Source organism: Shinella sp. M27, assembly GCF_049199905.1.
Lineage (GTDB): Bacteria > Pseudomonadota > Alphaproteobacteria > Rhizobiales > Rhizobiaceae > Shinella.
The window spans coordinates 12,711-28,685 of record NZ_JBLZPK010000027.1 but is presented as its reverse complement, the minus strand read 5'-3'; the positions used below and the strand labels follow the sequence as shown (position 1 = coordinate 28,685).

At 63.3% G+C, this 15,975-nt stretch carries 20 protein-coding genes; 15 read left to right on the top strand and 5 right to left on the bottom strand.

Features of this window, described 5'->3' with window-relative positions; genetic code table 11:
• Positions 1-20: 20 nt before the first annotated feature.
• Entirely contained in the window at positions 21-254 is a 234-nt protein-coding gene (locus ACOZK4_RS09935) for a hypothetical protein (protein WP_421591752.1), read from the bottom strand.
• Between the two features lie 103 nt (positions 255-357).
• Between ACOZK4_RS09935 and ACOZK4_RS09930 the strand changes: the two genes are divergently transcribed.
• The gene (locus ACOZK4_RS09930) at positions 358-1,260 is read left to right on the top strand and encodes a LysR substrate-binding domain-containing protein (protein WP_421591751.1); all 903 of its coding nucleotides are present in this window, start codon (positions 358-360) and stop codon (positions 1,258-1,260) included.
• Here the strand turns inward: ACOZK4_RS09930 and tldD are convergent.
• Positions 1,257-2,672, bottom strand: coding sequence for a metalloprotease TldD (gene tldD / locus ACOZK4_RS09925; protein WP_421591750.1), 1,416 nt, complete (start codon positions 2,670-2,672; stop codon positions 1,257-1,259). The two genes, ACOZK4_RS09930 and tldD, sit on opposite strands and share 4 nt — an antisense overlap.
• 79 nt (positions 2,673-2,751) lie before the next feature.
• Positions 2,752-3,282, bottom strand: a complete 531-nt coding sequence (locus tag ACOZK4_RS09920; protein WP_257947858.1) for an invasion associated locus B family protein — start codon at positions 3,280-3,282, stop codon at positions 2,752-2,754.
• Positions 3,283-3,821: 539 nt separating this feature from the next.
• Between ACOZK4_RS09920 and coxB the strand changes: the two genes are divergently transcribed.
• The 12 genes from coxB (at position 3,822) to rnhA (ending at position 13,433) form a co-directional block, all read left to right on the top strand.
• Positions 3,822-4,706, top strand: coding sequence for a cytochrome c oxidase subunit II (coxB, locus tag ACOZK4_RS09915; RefSeq protein WP_313524814.1), 885 nt, complete (start codon positions 3,822-3,824; stop codon positions 4,704-4,706).
• Positions 4,707-4,725: 19 nt separating this feature from the next.
• Positions 4,726-6,393, top strand: a complete 1,668-nt coding sequence (gene ctaD / locus ACOZK4_RS09910) for a cytochrome c oxidase subunit I (RefSeq protein ID WP_313524811.1) — start codon at positions 4,726-4,728, stop codon at positions 6,391-6,393.
• Positions 6,394-6,477: 84 nt separating this feature from the next.
• Complete coding sequence (locus tag ACOZK4_RS09905; RefSeq protein WP_313524809.1) at positions 6,478-7,422, top strand: heme o synthase; 945 nt, start codon at positions 6,478-6,480, stop codon at positions 7,420-7,422.
• Positions 7,422-7,562: a hypothetical protein gene (locus ACOZK4_RS09900; RefSeq protein ID WP_313524807.1), complete on the top strand. Its 141-nt coding sequence runs from the start codon at positions 7,422-7,424 to the stop codon at positions 7,560-7,562. Before ACOZK4_RS09905 ends, ACOZK4_RS09900 begins: the two co-directional genes overlap by 1 nt.
• 2 nt (positions 7,563-7,564) lie before the next feature.
• Complete coding sequence (locus ACOZK4_RS09895; protein WP_421591749.1) at positions 7,565-8,170, top strand: cytochrome c oxidase assembly protein; 606 nt, start codon at positions 7,565-7,567, stop codon at positions 8,168-8,170.
• A 58-nt stretch (positions 8,171-8,228) separates the two neighbouring features.
• Positions 8,229-9,107 (top strand): cytochrome c oxidase subunit 3, encoded by an 879-nt coding sequence (locus tag ACOZK4_RS09890; RefSeq protein ID WP_313524801.1) that lies wholly within the window; start codon positions 8,229-8,231, stop codon positions 9,105-9,107.
• A 165-nt stretch (positions 9,108-9,272) separates the two neighbouring features.
• Positions 9,273-9,656 (top strand): DUF983 domain-containing protein, encoded by a 384-nt coding sequence (locus ACOZK4_RS09885; protein WP_421591748.1) that lies wholly within the window; start codon positions 9,273-9,275, stop codon positions 9,654-9,656.
• Positions 9,649-10,419, top strand: coding sequence for an SURF1 family protein (locus ACOZK4_RS09880; protein WP_421591747.1), 771 nt, complete (start codon positions 9,649-9,651; stop codon positions 10,417-10,419). The genes ACOZK4_RS09885 and ACOZK4_RS09880 overlap by 8 nt, the downstream gene beginning before the upstream one ends.
• A gap of 177 nt (positions 10,420-10,596) precedes the next feature.
• Complete coding sequence (locus ACOZK4_RS09875; RefSeq protein WP_421591746.1) at positions 10,597-10,962, top strand: DUF1304 domain-containing protein; 366 nt, start codon at positions 10,597-10,599, stop codon at positions 10,960-10,962.
• Between the two features lie 9 nt (positions 10,963-10,971).
• Positions 10,972-11,973 carry a 4-hydroxy-3-methylbut-2-enyl diphosphate reductase gene (gene ispH, locus ACOZK4_RS09870; protein ID WP_421591745.1) on the top strand — a complete coding sequence of 334 codons (1,002 nt, stop codon included), beginning with the start codon at positions 10,972-10,974 and terminating at the stop codon, positions 11,971-11,973.
• A gap of 51 nt (positions 11,974-12,024) precedes the next feature.
• Positions 12,025-12,990 carry a homoserine kinase gene (locus ACOZK4_RS09865; RefSeq protein WP_421591744.1) on the top strand — a complete coding sequence of 322 codons (966 nt, stop codon included), beginning with the start codon at positions 12,025-12,027 and terminating at the stop codon, positions 12,988-12,990.
• Positions 12,987-13,433, top strand: coding sequence for a ribonuclease HI (gene rnhA / locus ACOZK4_RS09860; RefSeq protein ID WP_421591743.1), 447 nt, complete (start codon positions 12,987-12,989; stop codon positions 13,431-13,433). Before ACOZK4_RS09865 ends, rnhA begins: the two co-directional genes overlap by 4 nt.
• A 50-nt stretch (positions 13,434-13,483) precedes the next feature.
• Here rnhA and ACOZK4_RS09855 read toward each other — a convergent pair whose 3' ends face one another.
• Both ACOZK4_RS09855 and ACOZK4_RS09850 read right to left on the bottom strand, forming a co-directional pair.
• Positions 13,484-13,969 carry a peroxiredoxin gene (locus ACOZK4_RS09855; RefSeq protein WP_421591742.1) on the bottom strand — a complete coding sequence of 162 codons (486 nt, stop codon included), beginning with the start codon at positions 13,967-13,969 and terminating at the stop codon, positions 13,484-13,486.
• A gap of 76 nt (positions 13,970-14,045) precedes the next feature.
• Positions 14,046-14,837, bottom strand: coding sequence for a protein-disulfide reductase DsbD domain-containing protein (locus tag ACOZK4_RS09850; RefSeq protein WP_421591741.1), 792 nt, complete (start codon positions 14,835-14,837; stop codon positions 14,046-14,048).
• Positions 14,838-15,012: 175 nt separating this feature from the next.
• On the opposite strand from ACOZK4_RS09850, the gene ACOZK4_RS09845 reads away from it, so the two are divergent.
• Together ACOZK4_RS09845 and ACOZK4_RS09840 are read left to right on the top strand one after the other, a co-directional pair.
• A complete protein-coding gene (locus tag ACOZK4_RS09845) occupies positions 15,013-15,618 on the top strand; it encodes a YqgE/AlgH family protein (protein ID WP_421591740.1) in 606 nt (201 codons plus the stop codon).
• Positions 15,619-15,714: 96 nt separating this feature from the next.
• Positions 15,715-15,906, top strand: a complete 192-nt coding sequence (locus ACOZK4_RS09840) for a CsbD family protein (protein ID WP_069059549.1) — start codon at positions 15,715-15,717, stop codon at positions 15,904-15,906.
• Positions 15,907-15,975 lie beyond the last annotated feature (69 nt).

Here is a 15,975-nt window from a genome sequence, read left to right as displayed (position 1 = left end):
GGAATGGGCTCATGCGCCTGTCAGCACCTTTCGGCGTGCGGAAAAAGCTTCGGCTGGGAAACGGCTTGGTTTTGCAGGCCGGAGTGCCGCTCCGCGGTGCGTGCGGGAGCCGCTGCCGGCCGTATGGCGGACGGAAAGCTGCACTCCGCCTCTGCCTCGGGGCAGGGGCGCGGAACGCCTCCCTCGACCCGCTGCGGCTGGAAGGTGAACAGGCGGACGACGTCCGTGAAAATGGTGATGATCGGGATGAGCATGTCATCTCCTCCAGGCAAACTTGAATTGCCCTTATTGTCCGCCCGCTTGCCTCCTTCGCTCAAACGAGTTTATCGTCGATTTCAGATGACTTGAGGTTATGCGATGAAGCGCGGACGGTTGCCTTTGACGGCATTGCGGAGTTTCGAGGCGGCGGGACGGCTCGGCAGCTTCACGCTGGCGGCCGATGAGCTTGCCGTCTCGCAGGCCGCCGTCAGCCGGCAGGTGAAGGAGCTGGAGGCCGAGCTCGGCAAGCCGCTCTTCGAACGGCGCCACCGCGCTGTGCGCCTCACGCCGTCAGGCCATGCGCTGCTCGGCGTGCTCTCGCGCAGCTTCGATGCGATGGATGCGAGCCTTTCGGACATCCGGGGCCGGCGCGGCGGCGGGCTCGTGGAAATCAGCGCCGAACCGTCCTTCGCCGCCTGCTGGCTCGTCTCCCATCTCGACGATTTCCGCGCGGGCCATCCGGAGATCGACGTTGCCGTCGATTCCGACATGCGGCTCATCGAATTCCGTACCCACGAGGCCGAAATCGCCATTCGTCACGGCATGGACGCCAAGGCCTGGCCGCGCACGGAGGTCGATCACCTGATCGATGTCGATATGGTGCCGGTCATCGCGCCCGGCCTGCTGGCGAACGGTCCGCCACTCGAAACGCCGGCCGATCTTCTCGCCCACACGCTGCTGCACGAGGAAAACCGCAGCGTCTGGGAACGCTGGTTCATGGCCGCCGGCCTGCCGGATGCACCGCTCGGCCGCGCGCAGATTTTCGCCGAGGGAAATCTGGTGCTTCAGGCAGTGCTGCGCGGCCATGGCGTGGCATTGGTCGATCGTTTCCTGGCCGCCGAGGACATCGCCGCCGGCCGTCTCGTCCAGCCCTTCGATCTCTCGATCCGCCACGGCGCCTATTGGCTCGTGGCCCGCAGCTTCAAGCGCCTTTCGCCGGAAGCGCAAGCGTTCCGGCAATGGCTGTTGCGGCGTCTGGATGTAGGGGCAGGGGGCGATTAGGTCTTCGTGCCGCCGACCGTGATCTGGTCCATGCGCAGATGCGGCTGGCCGACCCCGACCGGCACCCATTGGCCGGCCTTCCCGCAATTGCCGATGCCGGTGTCGAGCTTGGTGTCGTTGCCGACCATCGAGACGCGGCGCATGGCGTCCGGGCCGTTGCCGATCAGCATGGCGCCCTTGACGGGGGCCGTCACCTTGCCGTTCTCGATCAGGTAGGCCTCCGTGCAGCCGAAGACGAACTTGCCCGAGGTGATATCGACCTGGCCGCCGCCGAAGGAGACGGCATAGATGCCGTTCTTGACGGAGGCGATGATCTCGTCCGGCGTCTTGTCGCCCGAGAGCATGTAGGTGTTGGTCATGCGCGGCATCGGGCGATAGGCATAGCCCTGGCGGCGGCCGTTGCCGGTCGCCTTCATTCCCATCAGCCGGGCATTCTGCCGGTCCTGCATATAGCCGACCAGCTTGCCGTCCTCGATCAGCACATTGTAGGCCGAGGGCGTGCCCTCGTCGTCCACGGTGATCGAGCCGCGGCGGTTGTCGATCGTGCCGTCATCGACGACGGTGACGCCCTTGGCCGCCACCTGCTCGCCCATCAGCCCGGCAAAGGCCGAGGTCTTCTTGCGGTTGAAATCGCCTTCCAGCCCGTGGCCGACCGCCTCGTGCAGCATCACGCCCGGCCAGCCGTTGGAGAGCACGACATCCATGGTCCCCGCCGGGGCCTCGATCGCTTCGAGATTGACCAGCGCCTGACGCAGCGCCTCGTTTGCGCCGGCATGCCAGCTTTCTTCGGTCAGGAAGGCATCGAAGGTCGTGCGCCCGCCGATGCCGTAGCTGCCGGTCTCCTGCCGGTCGCCCTGGCCCACGACGACGGAAATGTTCACACGGGTCATCGGCCTGATGTCGGTGACGCGGTGGCCATCGGCCCGCAGGATGTTGACGACCTGCCAGCTGGCGGCAACGGAGGCCGTGACCTGCCGCACCTTTGGATCTTTTGCGCGCAGATAGGCGTCGATCTCGGTCAGGAGCGCCACTTTCTGCTCGAAGGTCGGCGAGCCGATCGGATTGTCCGGGCTGTAGAGCTGGCGGTTGGTGCCCTGGGGCGCGGCGGAATAGTCGCCGGAATAGCCTCGCGTGACGGCGCCGGCCGAATCGGCCGCGCGCTTCAGCGCCGACAGCGTCATCTCGCCGGAATGCGCATAACCCACTGCCTCGCCCGCCACCGCACGCAGGCCAAAACCCTGGTCGGTGTTGAAGCTGCCGCCCTTCAGGCGGCCGTTGTCGAAGGACAGCGATTCCGCCTGCGCATGTTCGAGAAACAGCTCTCCGTCATCGGCGCTCTCCAAGGTTTCCCGAAGCACCGCCTGCACGGATGCCTCGTCGGCATCGAAAAGGGAGAGGAGGTCGGTGTTCATGGCAGGCTCCGCAGCATTTAAATCACCGGGTTCATGTAAGTCCCCCGATGGCGGGCGGCAAGCCCGCCGGACGCCAAGCTTACGGCAGGGCGTCGTAACCTTCACCAAAACCCTTGAGGTCGACGGGGATGCCGATGCCTTCTTCCGGCGACTGGAAGACGATGAAGGTGGCGGTCGCGCCGGAGCGGAAGGTCTTCAGGAGCTCGTCCTCGAGCACGACCTCGGCATAGCAGCCATCGGCAAAGCAGCGCACGAAATAGGCGCGGCCGATATCCTTGCCGTCGACATTGAGGCCGAGCCCGTTCGGCAGCAGCACGCCGAGCGGCGCGAGCACCCGGAGGATCTTCGCCTTGCGGTCGGCGGTCTTCAGCACGACGACGGACAGGCCGAGTTCCGGGCGGTCTTCGGCCAGCACGTTCTGCATCAGCGCACATTGTTCGCCCGAGGCGCCGGCCGGCTGGTCGCAGACGATGGACCAGGCGCCATGGTTCGATTTCACGGTGCCGGGCTGCTGGGCCGCTGCGAGCGACGGAAGCGCCATGGCGCCGAGCGAGAAGACGGCAAGGCCGAATGCCGCCCGGGACAGCCGGGAAAGGGAAGCAAAACCCATGAAAACCTCGGAATCTCGAATCAGTCGGGGTATCTTTGAAGGGACGGCATGGAAATGAAAAGCCCCGAGCGCTCCTTTCCGATTGATTGAAGGCGGAAATTGGACGCTCGGGGCGGCGCTTTATAATAGGGCGCGGTTTGTGCGTCGCGGGCAGTCCGCACGGTGAGGCCGGAGGCAGCCTTGCCCGTTCGGACGTGCAGGCGGTTTTGGGTGGCGGGTATGGAATACGGCAGGGGAGGGCTTCCGGCAGGGTTCATGCGGTTCGCGCCCATGCCGGCCCGCCATGCGCGAAATGGGTCGCGCCGCCGGCAGGCGGGTGCGCCGAGAGAGGGTCGCGGCGGCCAAACCTTTCATGCTATAGGGAATTGTGTGGAAACTGTGGGGATAGGCGGGAGGCTTTTGCTTTTGCGCAAAAATGCCGCACAGACGCAGCCCCATGGCTGTTGCGGCGAGCATGAAACTGTGGTTTTAAGCACTCAGTATAGCAGGGATTCTGCGCGTCTGTTTGATCCCAATCAAACGCCTTGGGGAGATACGTTGTGAAAAACAAAGCTTTTGCAGTTCTGGCCGCGATCGGCTGTCTGCTCTTTGCTTCGACCGCTTTCGCTGATCAGCCGTTTCCGTGGCAGAAGGGCCTCCAGCCCGCCGCGACCTCGATCATGGAAGAGATCAGCTGGTTCGAGCATTACACACTCTGGTTCATCGTCCCGGTCACGCTGTTCGTCCTCCTCCTGCTTATCATCGTCGTCGTGAAGTTCCGCGAAAGCGCGAACCCGGTTCCGTCGAAGACCAGCCACAACACGCTGATCGAAGTCGTCTGGACGCTCGGCCCGGTCGTTATCCTGCTGTTCCTGGCCGTTCCCTCCTTCCAGCTTCTCACCAAGCAGCTCGCGCCGACGGAAGAGCCGGAACTGACGATCAAGGCCACCGGCTACCAGTGGTACTGGGGCTACGAATACCAGGTCGGCGACAAGCCGGTTTCCTTCGACAGCCTTCTTTTGGCTGATGCCGATCGCGCCGCTGCCGGCAAGGAAGACAAGGCCGTCTATCCGCGCCTGCTCGCCGTCGACAACGAAATCGTCATTCCGGTCGGCAAGCATGTTCGCCTGCTCGTCACGGGTGCGGACGTGATCCACGCCTTCGCGATGCCCTCCTTCGGCGTGAAGATCGACGCCGTGCCGGGCCGTCTCAACGAAACCTGGTTCAAGGCAGACCGTGAAGGCCTGTTCTACGGTCAGTGTTCCGAGCTCTGCGGCAAGGACCATGCGTTCATGCCGATCGCCGTCCGCGTCGTCTCGCAAGAGAAGTACGATACCTGGCTTGCTGCCGCCGCGACGAATGTCGGCGAGGCAAACAAGGCCCTGATGGCGTCTGTCGACGGTGCGGCGAAGGCCGTAGACGTCGCCCAGAACGCCGCGCAGTAATACCTAGGGAGTCTGATCCATGGCCGGAACATCCGCTGCCCACGGCGATCACCACGATCACCACGAACACAAGCCGCTTACCTTCTTTCAGCGTTGGTTTCTTTCGACCAACCACAAGGACATCGGCACGCTTTACCTGATCTTCGCGATCTGCGCGGGCATCATCGGGGGTACGCTCTCGGTGGTGATGCGCATGGAGCTGCAGGAGCCGGGTATCCAGATCTTCCACGGCCTGGCCGCGATGGTCTACGGCTTCGAAGGTGACGCCGCCATCGACGGCGGCAAGCACATGTTCAACGTCTTCACGACGGCGCATGCGCTCATCATGATCTTCTTCATGGTCATGCCCGCCCTCATCGGCGGCTTCGCCAACTGGATGGTTCCGATCATGATCGGCGCGCCTGATATGGCGTTCCCGCGTATGAACAACATCTCGTTCTGGTTGATCATCCCGGCCTTCCTGCTCGTGCTGCTGTCGATGTTCGTCGAAGGCCCGGCAGGCGCATATGGCGCGGGTGGCGGCTGGACGATCTATCCGCCGTTCTCCACCTCGGGCCAGCCCGGTCCGGCGATGGACTTCGTGATCCTCGGCCTTCACATTGCCGGTGCATCCTCGATCCTCGGTGCGATCAACTTCATCACCACGATCCTGAACATGCGCGCTCCGGGCATGACGCTGCACAAGATGCCGCTGTTTGCCTGGTCGGTTCTGATCACCGCCTTCCTGCTTCTGCTCTCGCTGCCGGTTCTGGCAGGCGGCATCACCATGCTGCTCACCGACCGCAACTTCGGCACGGCCTTCTTCGCGCCGGAAAACGGCGGTGACCCGATCCTGTTCCAGCACCTGTTCTGGTTCTTCGGTCACCCGGAAGTGTACATCCTGATCCTGCCCGGCTTCGGCATCGTCAGCCATATTGTGTCGACCTTCTCGCGCAAGCCGATCTTCGGCTATCTCGGCATGGCCTATGCCATGGTCGCCATCGGCGCCGTCGGCTTCATCGTGTGGGCGCATCACATGTACACGGTCGGCATGTCGCTCGACACGCAGCGCTACTTCGTCTTCGCCACGATGGTCATCGCGGTTCCGACGGGCGTGAAGATCTTCTCCTGGATCGCGACGATGTGGGGTGGTTCCATCCGCTTCACGACCCCGATGGTCTGGGCGATCGGCTTCATCTTCCTGTTCACCGTCGGCGGCGTCACGGGCGTCCAGCTCGCAAACGCCGGCCTCGACCGCGCCCTGCACGACACCTACTACGTGGTTGCCCACTTCCACTACGTTCTGTCGCTCGGCGCCGTCTTCGCCATCTTCGCGGCCTGGTACTACTGGTTCCCGAAGATGACCGGCTACATGTATTCCGAGTTCATCGGCAAGCTGCACTTCTGGGTCATGTTCATCGGCGTGAACCTGATCTTCTTCCCGCAGCACTTCCTCGGCCTTGCCGGCATGCCGCGCCGTTACATCGACTATCCGGATGCTTTCGCAGGCTGGAACGCGGTGTCGTCCTACGGCTCGTATATCTCGGCCTTCGCGGTCCTGATCTTCCTCTTCGGCGTCTTCGAAGCCTTCGCCAAGAAGCGCGTCGCCGGCGACAACCCGTGGGGTGAAGGTGCAAACACCCTGGAATGGCAGCTGTCTTCGCCGCCGCCGTTCCACCAGTGGGAACAGCTCCCGAAGATCAAGTAAGATCTCTGTAAACACGAGGCCGCCGGTTACGGCGGCCTCATAAATCAAGGACCGGATGAACCGGTCGAACGCGACGGAATGAACATGGCGGTCATCGAGCATCACGAAACGGTTCCGGGCGGCGGCGAGGTCTACCTCTCCGAAGCGTCGCCGCGTGATTTCTTCGAACTCCTGAAGCCGCGCGTCATGTCGCTCGTCGTCTTCACGGCCTTTGCCGGCCTGGTGGTCGCGCCCGGCACGATCAACCCGTTCATCGGCGCCATCGCCATTCTCTGTATCGCCGTGGGCGCCGGAGCCTCCGGGGCGCTCAACATGTGGTACGACGCCGATATCGATGCGGTCATGACCCGCACGGCCAAGCGTCCGATCCCCTCGGGCCGCATCCGGCCGGAAGAGGCGCTCGCCTTCGGCCTGACGCTCTCGGCCTTCTCGGTCTGTATCCTCGGCCTTGCGGTCAACTGGCTGTCGGCTGGCCTGCTCGCCTTCACCATCTTCTTTTATGCCGTCGTCTATACGATGTGGCTCAAGCGCTCGACGCCGCAGAACATCGTCATCGGCGGTGCCGCCGGCGCCTTCCCGCCGATGATCGGCTGGGCCTGCGTAACGGGCGGCGTCTCCATCGAGAGCGTCGTGCTCTTCCTCATCACCTTCCTTTGGACCCCGGCGCATTTCTGGGCGCTGGCGCTGTTCAAGATGCGCGATTACGAGGCCGTCGGCGTGCCGATGCTGCCGAACGTTTCGGGCGAAGCCACCACGAAGGTGCAGATCGTCATCTATGCGGTCCTGACCGCCGTCATCGCCGTCGTGCCGACCTGGCTCGGCCTTGCCAGCATCGGTTATGGTCTCTTTGCCGCAGCGCTCGGCCTCGGCTTCGTATGGTATTCCATCGGCGTGTTGCGCATGCCGGAGGGCGACCGCGCGATGGTGCCGGCCAAGAAGCTCTTTGCCTTCTCCATCGTCTATCTGTTCGCGATCTTCTCCGGCCTGATGTTCGACCGCCTGATCGCGTCATTCGGATGGGTACTGTAATGGAAACCGTAAATCTCACTGAAAACCAGAAGAAGGCCCGCCGTGGCCGTAACATCGCGCTCGGCGCGGTGCTTCTGGGCCTCGTCGTCGTGTTCTATGTCGTGACGCTGATCAAGTTCGGCGGCGGAATGGCAGGCTGATGATGAGCGATACGAAACAGACCGAACAGAAAAAGACGGGCAACGGCGCCGTTGTCGCCATGTGCTGTTCCTTCGTCATCGGCATGGGCGCCATGGCTTACGCCGCCGTGCCGCTCTACGAGATGTTCTGCAAGGCCACCGGCTACGGCGGCACGACGCAGCGCGTCGAGCAGGCCTCCGACGTCATTCTCGACCAAACGATCAAGGTGCGCTTCGACGCCAATACCGGCCCGGGCCTGCCCTGGACCTTCGAGCCGGTGCAGCGCGAAGTCGAGCTGAAGATCGGCGAGACCGTGCAGATCCTCTACAAGGCGCGCAACAATTCGTCCAAGGCGACGACCGGACAGGCGACGTTCAACGTCACCCCGGAACAGACCGGCGCCTATTTCAACAAGGTCCAGTGCTTCTGCTTCACCGAAACGACGCTGAAGCCCGGCGAAGAACTGGAAATGCCCGTCGTCTTCTTCGTCGATCCGGAGATCGTCAAGGCGGTGGAGACGAAGGGCATCCATACGATCACGCTGTCCTACACCTTCTATCCGCATGAGGCGTCGAAGCCGGTGGCTTCGGCTGCGGATAACAAGGCGGGCGACGTAAACAAGCTTTGAAAGACATGCGTTTCCGGCTATGCCGGAGACAGAACGCGATACATTCGGGGACAATCACATGGCCGATGCGCACCAGAAGAAACACGACTACCACATCATCGACCCCAGCCCGTGGCCGCTTCTCGCCTCCATCGGCGCGTTCGTCATGGCGCTCGGCGGCATCGGCTATATGCGTTACATCTCGGGCGGCGCCTTCCACCTGTTCGGCGTCAATCTCGCCACGCCGTGGATCTTCTTCATCGGCCTCTTGATCGTGCTCTACACGATGTATGCCTGGTGGGCGGACACGGTGAAGGAAGCCCATGAGGGCCACCATACCCGCGTCGTCTCGCTGCACCTGCGCTACGGCATGATCATGTTCATCGCTTCGGAAGTGATGTTCTTCGTTGCCTGGTTCTGGGCCTTCTTCGACGCCAGCCTGTTTGCCGCCGAACCCATCCAGGCCGCGCGCGCCGCCTATACCGGTGGCGTCTGGCCGCCGAAGGGCATCGAGGTTCTCGATCCTTGGCACCTGCCGCTCTACAACACCGTCATTCTGCTGCTCTCGGGCACCTGCGTGACCTGGGCGCACCACGCGCTGCTGCACAACGACCGCAAGGGCCTCATCAACGGCCTGACGCTGACTGTTCTGCTCGGCCTGCTGTTCTCCTTCGTGCAGGGGTATGAATACGCGCACGCTCCGTTCGCCTTCAAGGACTCGATCTACGGCGCGACCTTCTTCATGGCGACCGGCTTCCACGGCTTCCACGTTCTGGTCGGCACGATCTTCCTGATCGTCTGCCTGGTGCGCGCACTGCGTGGCGATTTCACCCCCAAGCAGCACTTCGGTTTCGAAGCCGCCGCTTGGTACTGGCACTTCGTCGACGTCGTCTGGCTCTTCCTCTTCTTCTCCATCTACATCTGGGGTGGCTGGGGCGCGCCGATCGCGCACATGTAAGCCGCTACGGCAAAACTGTTTCGAACGGCCGCAGCGATGCGGCCGTTTGCGTTTGAGGCGACCGGCCGCTTTGTCGCAGCTTTTGCGTTGGACGCGCGGGCAGGGCGGCGTTACCTATCGACATCGGCCCCAAGGGCCAGCGACCTCTTTGACTGGAATGGCATAATGGACGAGGACAAGGCACTCTATCCCCCGGTCGATCCCATCAGCGCGGGGCTGCGCGCCTGCTGCCCGCGCTGCGGTCAGGGCAAGCTGTTCGATGGCCTGCTGACGGTGAAACCGGCCTGCGCCAATTGCGGCCTCGACTATTCCTTCGCCGATTCCGGTGATGGCCCGGTCGTCTTCGTGATCCTGATCGTCGGCTTCATCGTCGTCGGCGCGGCGCTGTGGATGGAGGTGAACTACAATCCGCCGCTCTGGGTGCATTTCATGCTGTGGATACCCCTGGTCATCGTGCTCGGCCTTGCGCTGACGCGCGTCCTCAAGGGCCTGCTCATCACCCTGCAATACCGCAACAACGCCCGCCCCGGCGAGATCGACCGTGGCTGAGGTTCCGGCAAGCCATCGTCCGCGGCCGACTGCGGGCCGGGGAAAGGTGATCCTGACGGGCATCGCCTTCTTCATCGCGCTCGCCATCCTGCTGTCGCTCGGCACCTGGCAGGTCCAGCGTCTGCACTGGAAGGAGAAGCTGCTCGCCGACATTGCCGAGCGCCGGGTCGCTGCACCTGTGAGCCTTGCCGACATCGAGGCGATGGCCGCCAAGGGCGAGGATATCGAATATCGTCCCGTCACCGTCTCCGGCGTCTTCGCCAACAACCGCGAACGCCACTTCTTCGCCACCTGGAACGGCCAGACCGGCTATTACATCTATACGCCACTCCAGCTCGCCGACGGCCGCTTCCTCTTCATCAACAGGGGTTTCGTGCCCTTCGAGGCGAAGGAGCCGGAAATGCGCAAGCAGGGCCAGCTCACCGGTGAGCAGACCGTGACCGGCCTCGCCCGTGCGCGCCTTGCCGAAAAGCCGTCCTCCATCGTGCCGGACAATGATGTCGCCAAGAACATCTTCTACTGGAAGGACCTCGGCGTGATGGCGTCCAGCACCGGCATTGCCGCCGACAGGCTGGTGCCGTTCTTCGTCGATGCCGGCGATGCCCTGAACCCGAAGGGCCTGCCGATCGGCGGCGTCACGCAGTTCGACCTGCCGAACAACCACCTGCAATATGCCGTCACCTGGTATGGCCTCGCGGCCGCCCTCGTCGGCGTCGGCCTCTACGCGCTGTTCCGGGCAAAAGGCGATCGCCCGGGATCCTGAAATGCCGTAGGAATGGCGAGGATCGAGCAACCCCCCTCATCCGCCTGCCGGCACCTTCTCCCCGCGGGGAGAAGGGAAGGATGCGAGGTTTCGTCTGTCTCCTTCTCCCCGGTGGGGAGAAGGTGCCCGAAGGGCGGATGAAGGGGCTTTCGCAACCGAAGAGGAAGGAACGGGACAATGCAGACACTCGCAGCCATACTCGTCGCGATCATCGCGCTCGAACATGTCTATATCCTCATCCTCGAAATGTTTTTCTGGACGACACCGCGCGGCCAAAAAGCCTTCGGCATGACACCGGCACAGGCGCAAGCCACGAAGGTGCTCGCCGCCAACCAGGGGCTCTATAACGGCTTCCTCGCCGCCGGCCTCTTCTGGTCGCTTGTCCATCCCGATCCGGCCTTCGCCTTCCAGATCAAATTGTTTTTCCTTGGCTGTGTGCTGGTCGCCGGCCTATATGGGGGCGCAACGGCCGTGCGGAAAATTTTCGTCATTCAGGCGCTTCCCGCAGCCATCGCCCTTGTTGCCGTCCTCATTGCCGGATAACCGAGACGCATGAACGAGAACCGACCGGATTTGACCATCAGGCTGTGCGGCCCGCGCGGCTTCTGCGCCGGCGTCGACCGCGCCATCCAGATCGTCGTGCTGGCGCTGAAGGCCTATGGCGCGCCCGTCTATGTGCGTCACGAGATCGTGCACAACCGCTATGTCGTGGAAGGGCTGGAGGCCAAGGGCGCGATCTTCGTCGAGGAACTCGACGAGATCCCCGAGGAGCACCGCAAGCAGCCCGTCGTCTTCTCCGCCCATGGCGTGCCGAAGTCGGTTCCGGCCGATGCGGAAAACCGCAACCTGTTCTATCTGGACGCGACCTGCCCGCTGGTCTCCAAGGTGCACAAGCAGGCGATGCGCCACCAGCGCCTCGGCCGCCATGTCGTGCTGATCGGCCATGCCGGCCACCCGGAAGTCATCGGCACGATGGGCCAGCTGCCGGAGGGTTCCGTCTCGCTGATCGAAACCGTCGAGGATGCCGACAGGTACACGCCGCCGGATCCGGACAATCTCGGCTTCGTGACGCAGACGACGCTGTCGGTGGACGACACGGCCGGCGTGATCAAGCGCCTGCACGAGCGCTTCCCGAACCTCACGGCACCCGCTGCCGATTCAATCTGCTACGCCACGACCAACCGGCAGGAGGCCGTCAAGCAGGCCGCTCCGGGCTGCGATCTCTTCCTCATCGTCGGTGCGCCGAATTCGTCGAACTCCAAGCGCCTCGTCGAAGTGGCGCTGCGCGCCGGCGCGACCAAGTCGGTGCTCGTGCAGCGCGCGTCGGAAATCGACTGGGAGACGATCGGCGATATCAGGACCGTCGGCCTGTCGGCCGGCGCATCGGCGCCCGAGGTGATCGTCAACGAGATCATCGAGGCTTTCCGCATGCGCTATAACGCCGTCGTGGAACTGGCTGATACGGTCGAGGAAAACGAACATTTCCTCGTTAATCGCGAGCTGCGCGCCATCGAGCTCACCTCCGCCGACATGGCCTTCGTCAATGGCGAGTGAGGCCGCGAGCCACCGCTTTCCCTTATCCAACCCGCAAGTCTGAGACCCGCCGTGGCCGTCTATACCGATATCACCGAAGACGATCTCTCCAGCTTCCTCACCGCCTATGACGCGGGCACATTGCTCTCCTACAAGGGCATTGCCGAGGGCGTCGAGAACACCAATTTCCTGCTGCACACCACCAAGGGCGCCTTCATCCTGACGCTCTATGAAAAGCGCGTGGATCGCAACGACCTGCCGTTCTTCCTCGGCCTGATGCACCATCTGGCGGAAAACGGCCTGTCCTGCCCCTTGCCGCTGCCGCGCAACGACGGCGCGCTGCTCGGCGAACTCTCCGGCCGCCCCGCCGCCATGATCTCTTTCCTCGAAGGCATGTGGCTGCGCAAGCCGGCGGCGAAACATTGCCGCGAGGTCGGCCGGGCGCTGGCCAAGATGCATGTGGCCGGCGAAGGTTTTGCAATCACCCGCGAAAACGCGCTTTCCGTCGGCGGCTGGCGGCCGCTGTGGGAGAAGTCGGTGGATCGCGTCGATGAGGTCGAGAAAGGTCTTCAGGACGAAATCGCCGATGAACTTGCAAGCCTGGAAGCCAACTGGCCCAACGGTCTGCCATCGGGCGTCATCCATGCCGATCTCTTCCCTGACAACGTCTTCTTCCTCGGCGACGATCTCTCCGGCCTCATCGATTTCTATTTCGCCTGCAACGACCTGCTCGCCTATGACGTCGCCATTTGCCTGAATGCCTGGTGCTTCGAGAAGGACGGCGCGTTCAATCTGACCAAGGGCATGGCGCTGCTGGACGGCTATGAAAGCGTGCGCCCGCTTTCCGAGGAGGAGGCTGCCGCCCTGCCGCTGCTCGCGCGCGGCTCGGCCCTGCGCTTCTTCCTGACGCGCCTCTACGACTGGCTGATGACCCCGCCCGGCGCGCTGGTCGTCAAGAAGGATCCGCTGGAATATCTGCGCAAGCTGCGCTTCCACCGGCAGGTTCAAAACCCCGCGGAATACGGACTTTCCCGATGAAGCATGTCGATATTTTCACCGACGGCGCCTGCTCGGGCAATCCCGGCCCCGGCGGCTGGGGCGCGGTGCTGCGTTATGGTGACGTCGAGAAGGAACTCTCCGGCGGCGAGGCCGACACCACCAACAACCGCATGGAGCTGACGGCGGCGATGACCGCGCTGACGGCGCTGAAGACGCCCTGCGAGGTCGATCTCTATACCGACTCGAAATACGTCATGGACGGCATTTCGAAATGGATCTTCGGCTGGAAGAAGAACGGCTGGAAGACCGCCGACAAGAAGCCGGTGAAGAACGGCGATCTCTGGCAGGCGCTCGATGCGGCGCGGCTGAAGCACAAGGTCGAATGGCACTGGGTCAAGGGCCACGCCGGCCACCCGGAAAACGAACGCGCCGACGAACTCGCCCGCAAGGGCATGGCGCCTTTTAAAGGCAGTAGGAGTTAGGCAGTAGGAATTAGGGAAAAGGGATATTCTCCCTACTGCCTACTGCCTCTTCAAAGCTGCTCAATCATCGCGGCAGCACCCGAGACGGTCGCCTGTCCCGGGCTTTCCTCGACATTGAGCGTCTTCACCACGCCGTCCTCGACGAGCATGGAATAACGCTTGGAGCGCACACCGAGCGTGCCGGCGGAGAGATCGACATCCATGCCGAGCGCCTTGGTGAAGGCGGCGTCCCAGTCGGCGAGGAAGCGCAGCTTGCCCGCACCACCGGTGGAATTGGCCCAGGCGCCCATGACGTGATGGTCGTTGACGGCGACGACGGCGATGTCGTCCACGCCCTTGCCGAGAATGGCGTCGCGATTTTCCAGGTAGCCCGGCAGGTGGTTCAGCGAGCAGGTGGGCGTAAACGCGCCGGGCACGGCGAAGAGCACGACGCGCTTACCCTTGAAGAGGTCTTCGGTCGAAACCTCGGCGGGACCATCCGGCGTGCGTTCCTTGATCTTGAGGTCGGGCAGCTTGTCTCCAACGGCAATGGTCACGGCGTGTCTCCTGTCAGGTCGATATCATCTGGGGCGCGCGGCCGGAAAAGGCCGGGGAGGGGACTATAGGCGACGATCACTCGATGGCAAGCGGGCTTTCCATCGTCTTTTCGCCGGCCCTGACCGTGAGCTTGATCGGGTTCTTGGAGAGGTCGAAGACCTTCGGCTTGTGCAGTACGGGCACGTCGGCGACGAAGACACCGCCATCGCGGCGCACGGGGCCGGCCGCGCCGAATTCGAAGGTCGATGTACCCGAGAGGAACACGTCCGGCAGCGCGCCTTCCGCAGGCGCTTCGAAGCGCACGGTAATGCTCTTGCTGTCGGCGGCCCATTGCCCCGAGAGCGGCTTGAAGCCATCGCCCGCACCATGCGGCAGCGTCGCATCGGCGTCCGAGATCGCCATTTCCTCCAGCGGATTGGCGAAGCTCTCGGCGCTCGCATCCGCCGTCAGTTCCGCCTGCACGGGGATGCAGATGTCCTTGCAGACGCCGAGAAAGACGGTTGCAGTGATCGCGCCGCCCTCGGGCTTGGCGAGCGTCAGCGGCAGGCGGACGGGCGCGTCATAGCCGATATAGTGGTTGGTCTGGTCGCCGAGGCGTTTTGGCGCGGGGAAACCGACGGCGGTCAACTCCGCGCCGCTGATGGCGACCGAAGGCGGAATACCGCTGCCGCCGGGATCGCGCCAATAGGTCTTCCAGCCGTCATGCAGCCGGATGTCGAGCATGGCGCGCACCGTGCCGTCGGCATTGGCCGGCAGCGCGACGAGGCGCACGTCGCCGCCCGGCGTCTCGACCCAAGACGAGGTCGCGGCGACGGCGGGGGAACAGGCGAAAAGCAGCGCGAAAGCAGCGGTTTCCAAGCGTTTCATGGACAAATATCTAGCGCCGCCGGCGCCCGCTTTCCAGCGGCAAACGCTGAGGACGTCATCATAAATGCTTGATCGGCCGTGAACGAGCCATAGCTTGTTTGTGAGGGCTGGCATGCCGCACCAGTCAAAAAGAATGCTTTTCATTTGGCGGCGAATTGATAGGCTATCCCGCATCATGGCTATCTCGGTTCTAAAAAACAAACGAGAACGTGGCTTCCTTGACGGTCAGTTCCTGATCGCCATGCCGGGGATGGCCGATGCCAATTTTGCCCGCACCGTCGTCTATATCTGTGCGCATTCCGAAGACGGCGCCATGGGCTTCGTCATCAACCGGCCGCAGCAGCTGAGCTTTTCCGACGTGCTGCTGCACCTCGATCTCGTGGGCGAGGACGAGGTGATCCGCCTGCCGGGCTCGACGCTCGATTTCCCAATTCGCTGCGGCGGCCCGGTCGAGAGCGGCCGCGGCTTCGTGCTGCATTCGGATGACTATCTGTCGGAATCCTCCATTCCCGTCAGCGACGACATCTGCATGACGGCGACGCTCGATATCGTGCGCGCCATTTCGCGCGGGCGCGGGCCGCAGCGTGGCCTGATGATGCTCGGCTATGCCGGCTGGGGGGCGGGGCAGATTGAAAACGAGATCGGCAACAATGGCTGGCTGAGTTGCCCGGCGCAGGAAGAGCTGATCTTCGACACCAATCTCGACAGCAAATACGAGCGGGCGCTGGGCCTCATGGGCATCTCGCCGGCCATGCTGTCGGCACAAGCCGGCCACGCCTGAGATCGGTGGCAATTCATTTTTCGTCGGAACTTGTGCGGCTCTGCGCCGTTGTGTCGCCGCGTGAAGAAACACGCCTCGAACAACAGGAGTACGACGGTGGGTAGCACGAGCGACAAGATCAAAGGTACGGCAAACGAACTGGCCGGCAAGGCCAAGCAGGCCGCCGGCAAGGCGACCGACAATCCCAAGCTGCGCGCCGAAGGTGCGGGCCAGGAAGCCAAGGGCAAGACCCAGAAGGCTGTCGGCAAGGCCAAGGATGCCGTCAAGGGCGCGGTCGACCGCCTCTGATAAGCGAGGGATGGCCGAACGGTTTTCCGCCATCCCGCTATACTGACTGAACAATACCCGTATCGTCCT

What these genes read in the sequence shown, in the direction of transcription:
- ACOZK4_RS09935 (WP_421591752.1), bottom strand. Translation starts at nt 254, where the DNA reads ATGCTCATCCCGATCATCACCATTTTCACGGACGTCGTCCGCCTGTTC.
- ACOZK4_RS09930 (WP_421591751.1), top strand. Translation starts at nt 358, where the DNA reads ATGAAGCGCGGACGGTTGCCTTTGACGGCATTGCGGAGTTTCGAGGCG.
- tldD (WP_421591750.1), bottom strand. Translation starts at nt 2,672, where the DNA reads ATGAACACCGACCTCCTCTCCCTTTTCGATGCCGACGAGGCATCCGTG.
- ACOZK4_RS09920 (WP_257947858.1), bottom strand. Translation starts at nt 3,282, where the DNA reads ATGGGTTTTGCTTCCCTTTCCCGGCTGTCCCGGGCGGCATTCGGCCTT.
- ctaD (WP_313524811.1), top strand. Translation starts at nt 4,726, where the DNA reads ATGGCCGGAACATCCGCTGCCCACGGCGATCACCACGATCACCACGAA.
- ACOZK4_RS09905 (WP_313524809.1), top strand. Translation starts at nt 6,478, where the DNA reads ATGGCGGTCATCGAGCATCACGAAACGGTTCCGGGCGGCGGCGAGGTC.
- ACOZK4_RS09900 (WP_313524807.1), top strand. Translation starts at nt 7,422, where the DNA reads ATGGAAACCGTAAATCTCACTGAAAACCAGAAGAAGGCCCGCCGTGGC.
- ACOZK4_RS09895 (WP_421591749.1), top strand. Translation starts at nt 7,565, where the DNA reads ATGAGCGATACGAAACAGACCGAACAGAAAAAGACGGGCAACGGCGCC.
- ACOZK4_RS09890 (WP_313524801.1), top strand. Translation starts at nt 8,229, where the DNA reads ATGGCCGATGCGCACCAGAAGAAACACGACTACCACATCATCGACCCC.
- ACOZK4_RS09885 (WP_421591748.1), top strand. Translation starts at nt 9,273, where the DNA reads ATGGACGAGGACAAGGCACTCTATCCCCCGGTCGATCCCATCAGCGCG.
- ACOZK4_RS09875 (WP_421591746.1), top strand. Translation starts at nt 10,597, where the DNA reads ATGCAGACACTCGCAGCCATACTCGTCGCGATCATCGCGCTCGAACAT.
- ispH (WP_421591745.1), top strand. Translation starts at nt 10,972, where the DNA reads ATGAACGAGAACCGACCGGATTTGACCATCAGGCTGTGCGGCCCGCGC.
- rnhA (WP_421591743.1), top strand. Translation starts at nt 12,987, where the DNA reads ATGAAGCATGTCGATATTTTCACCGACGGCGCCTGCTCGGGCAATCCC.
- ACOZK4_RS09850 (WP_421591741.1), bottom strand. Translation starts at nt 14,837, where the DNA reads ATGAAACGCTTGGAAACCGCTGCTTTCGCGCTGCTTTTCGCCTGTTCC.
- ACOZK4_RS09845 (WP_421591740.1), top strand. Translation starts at nt 15,013, where the DNA reads ATGGCTATCTCGGTTCTAAAAAACAAACGAGAACGTGGCTTCCTTGAC.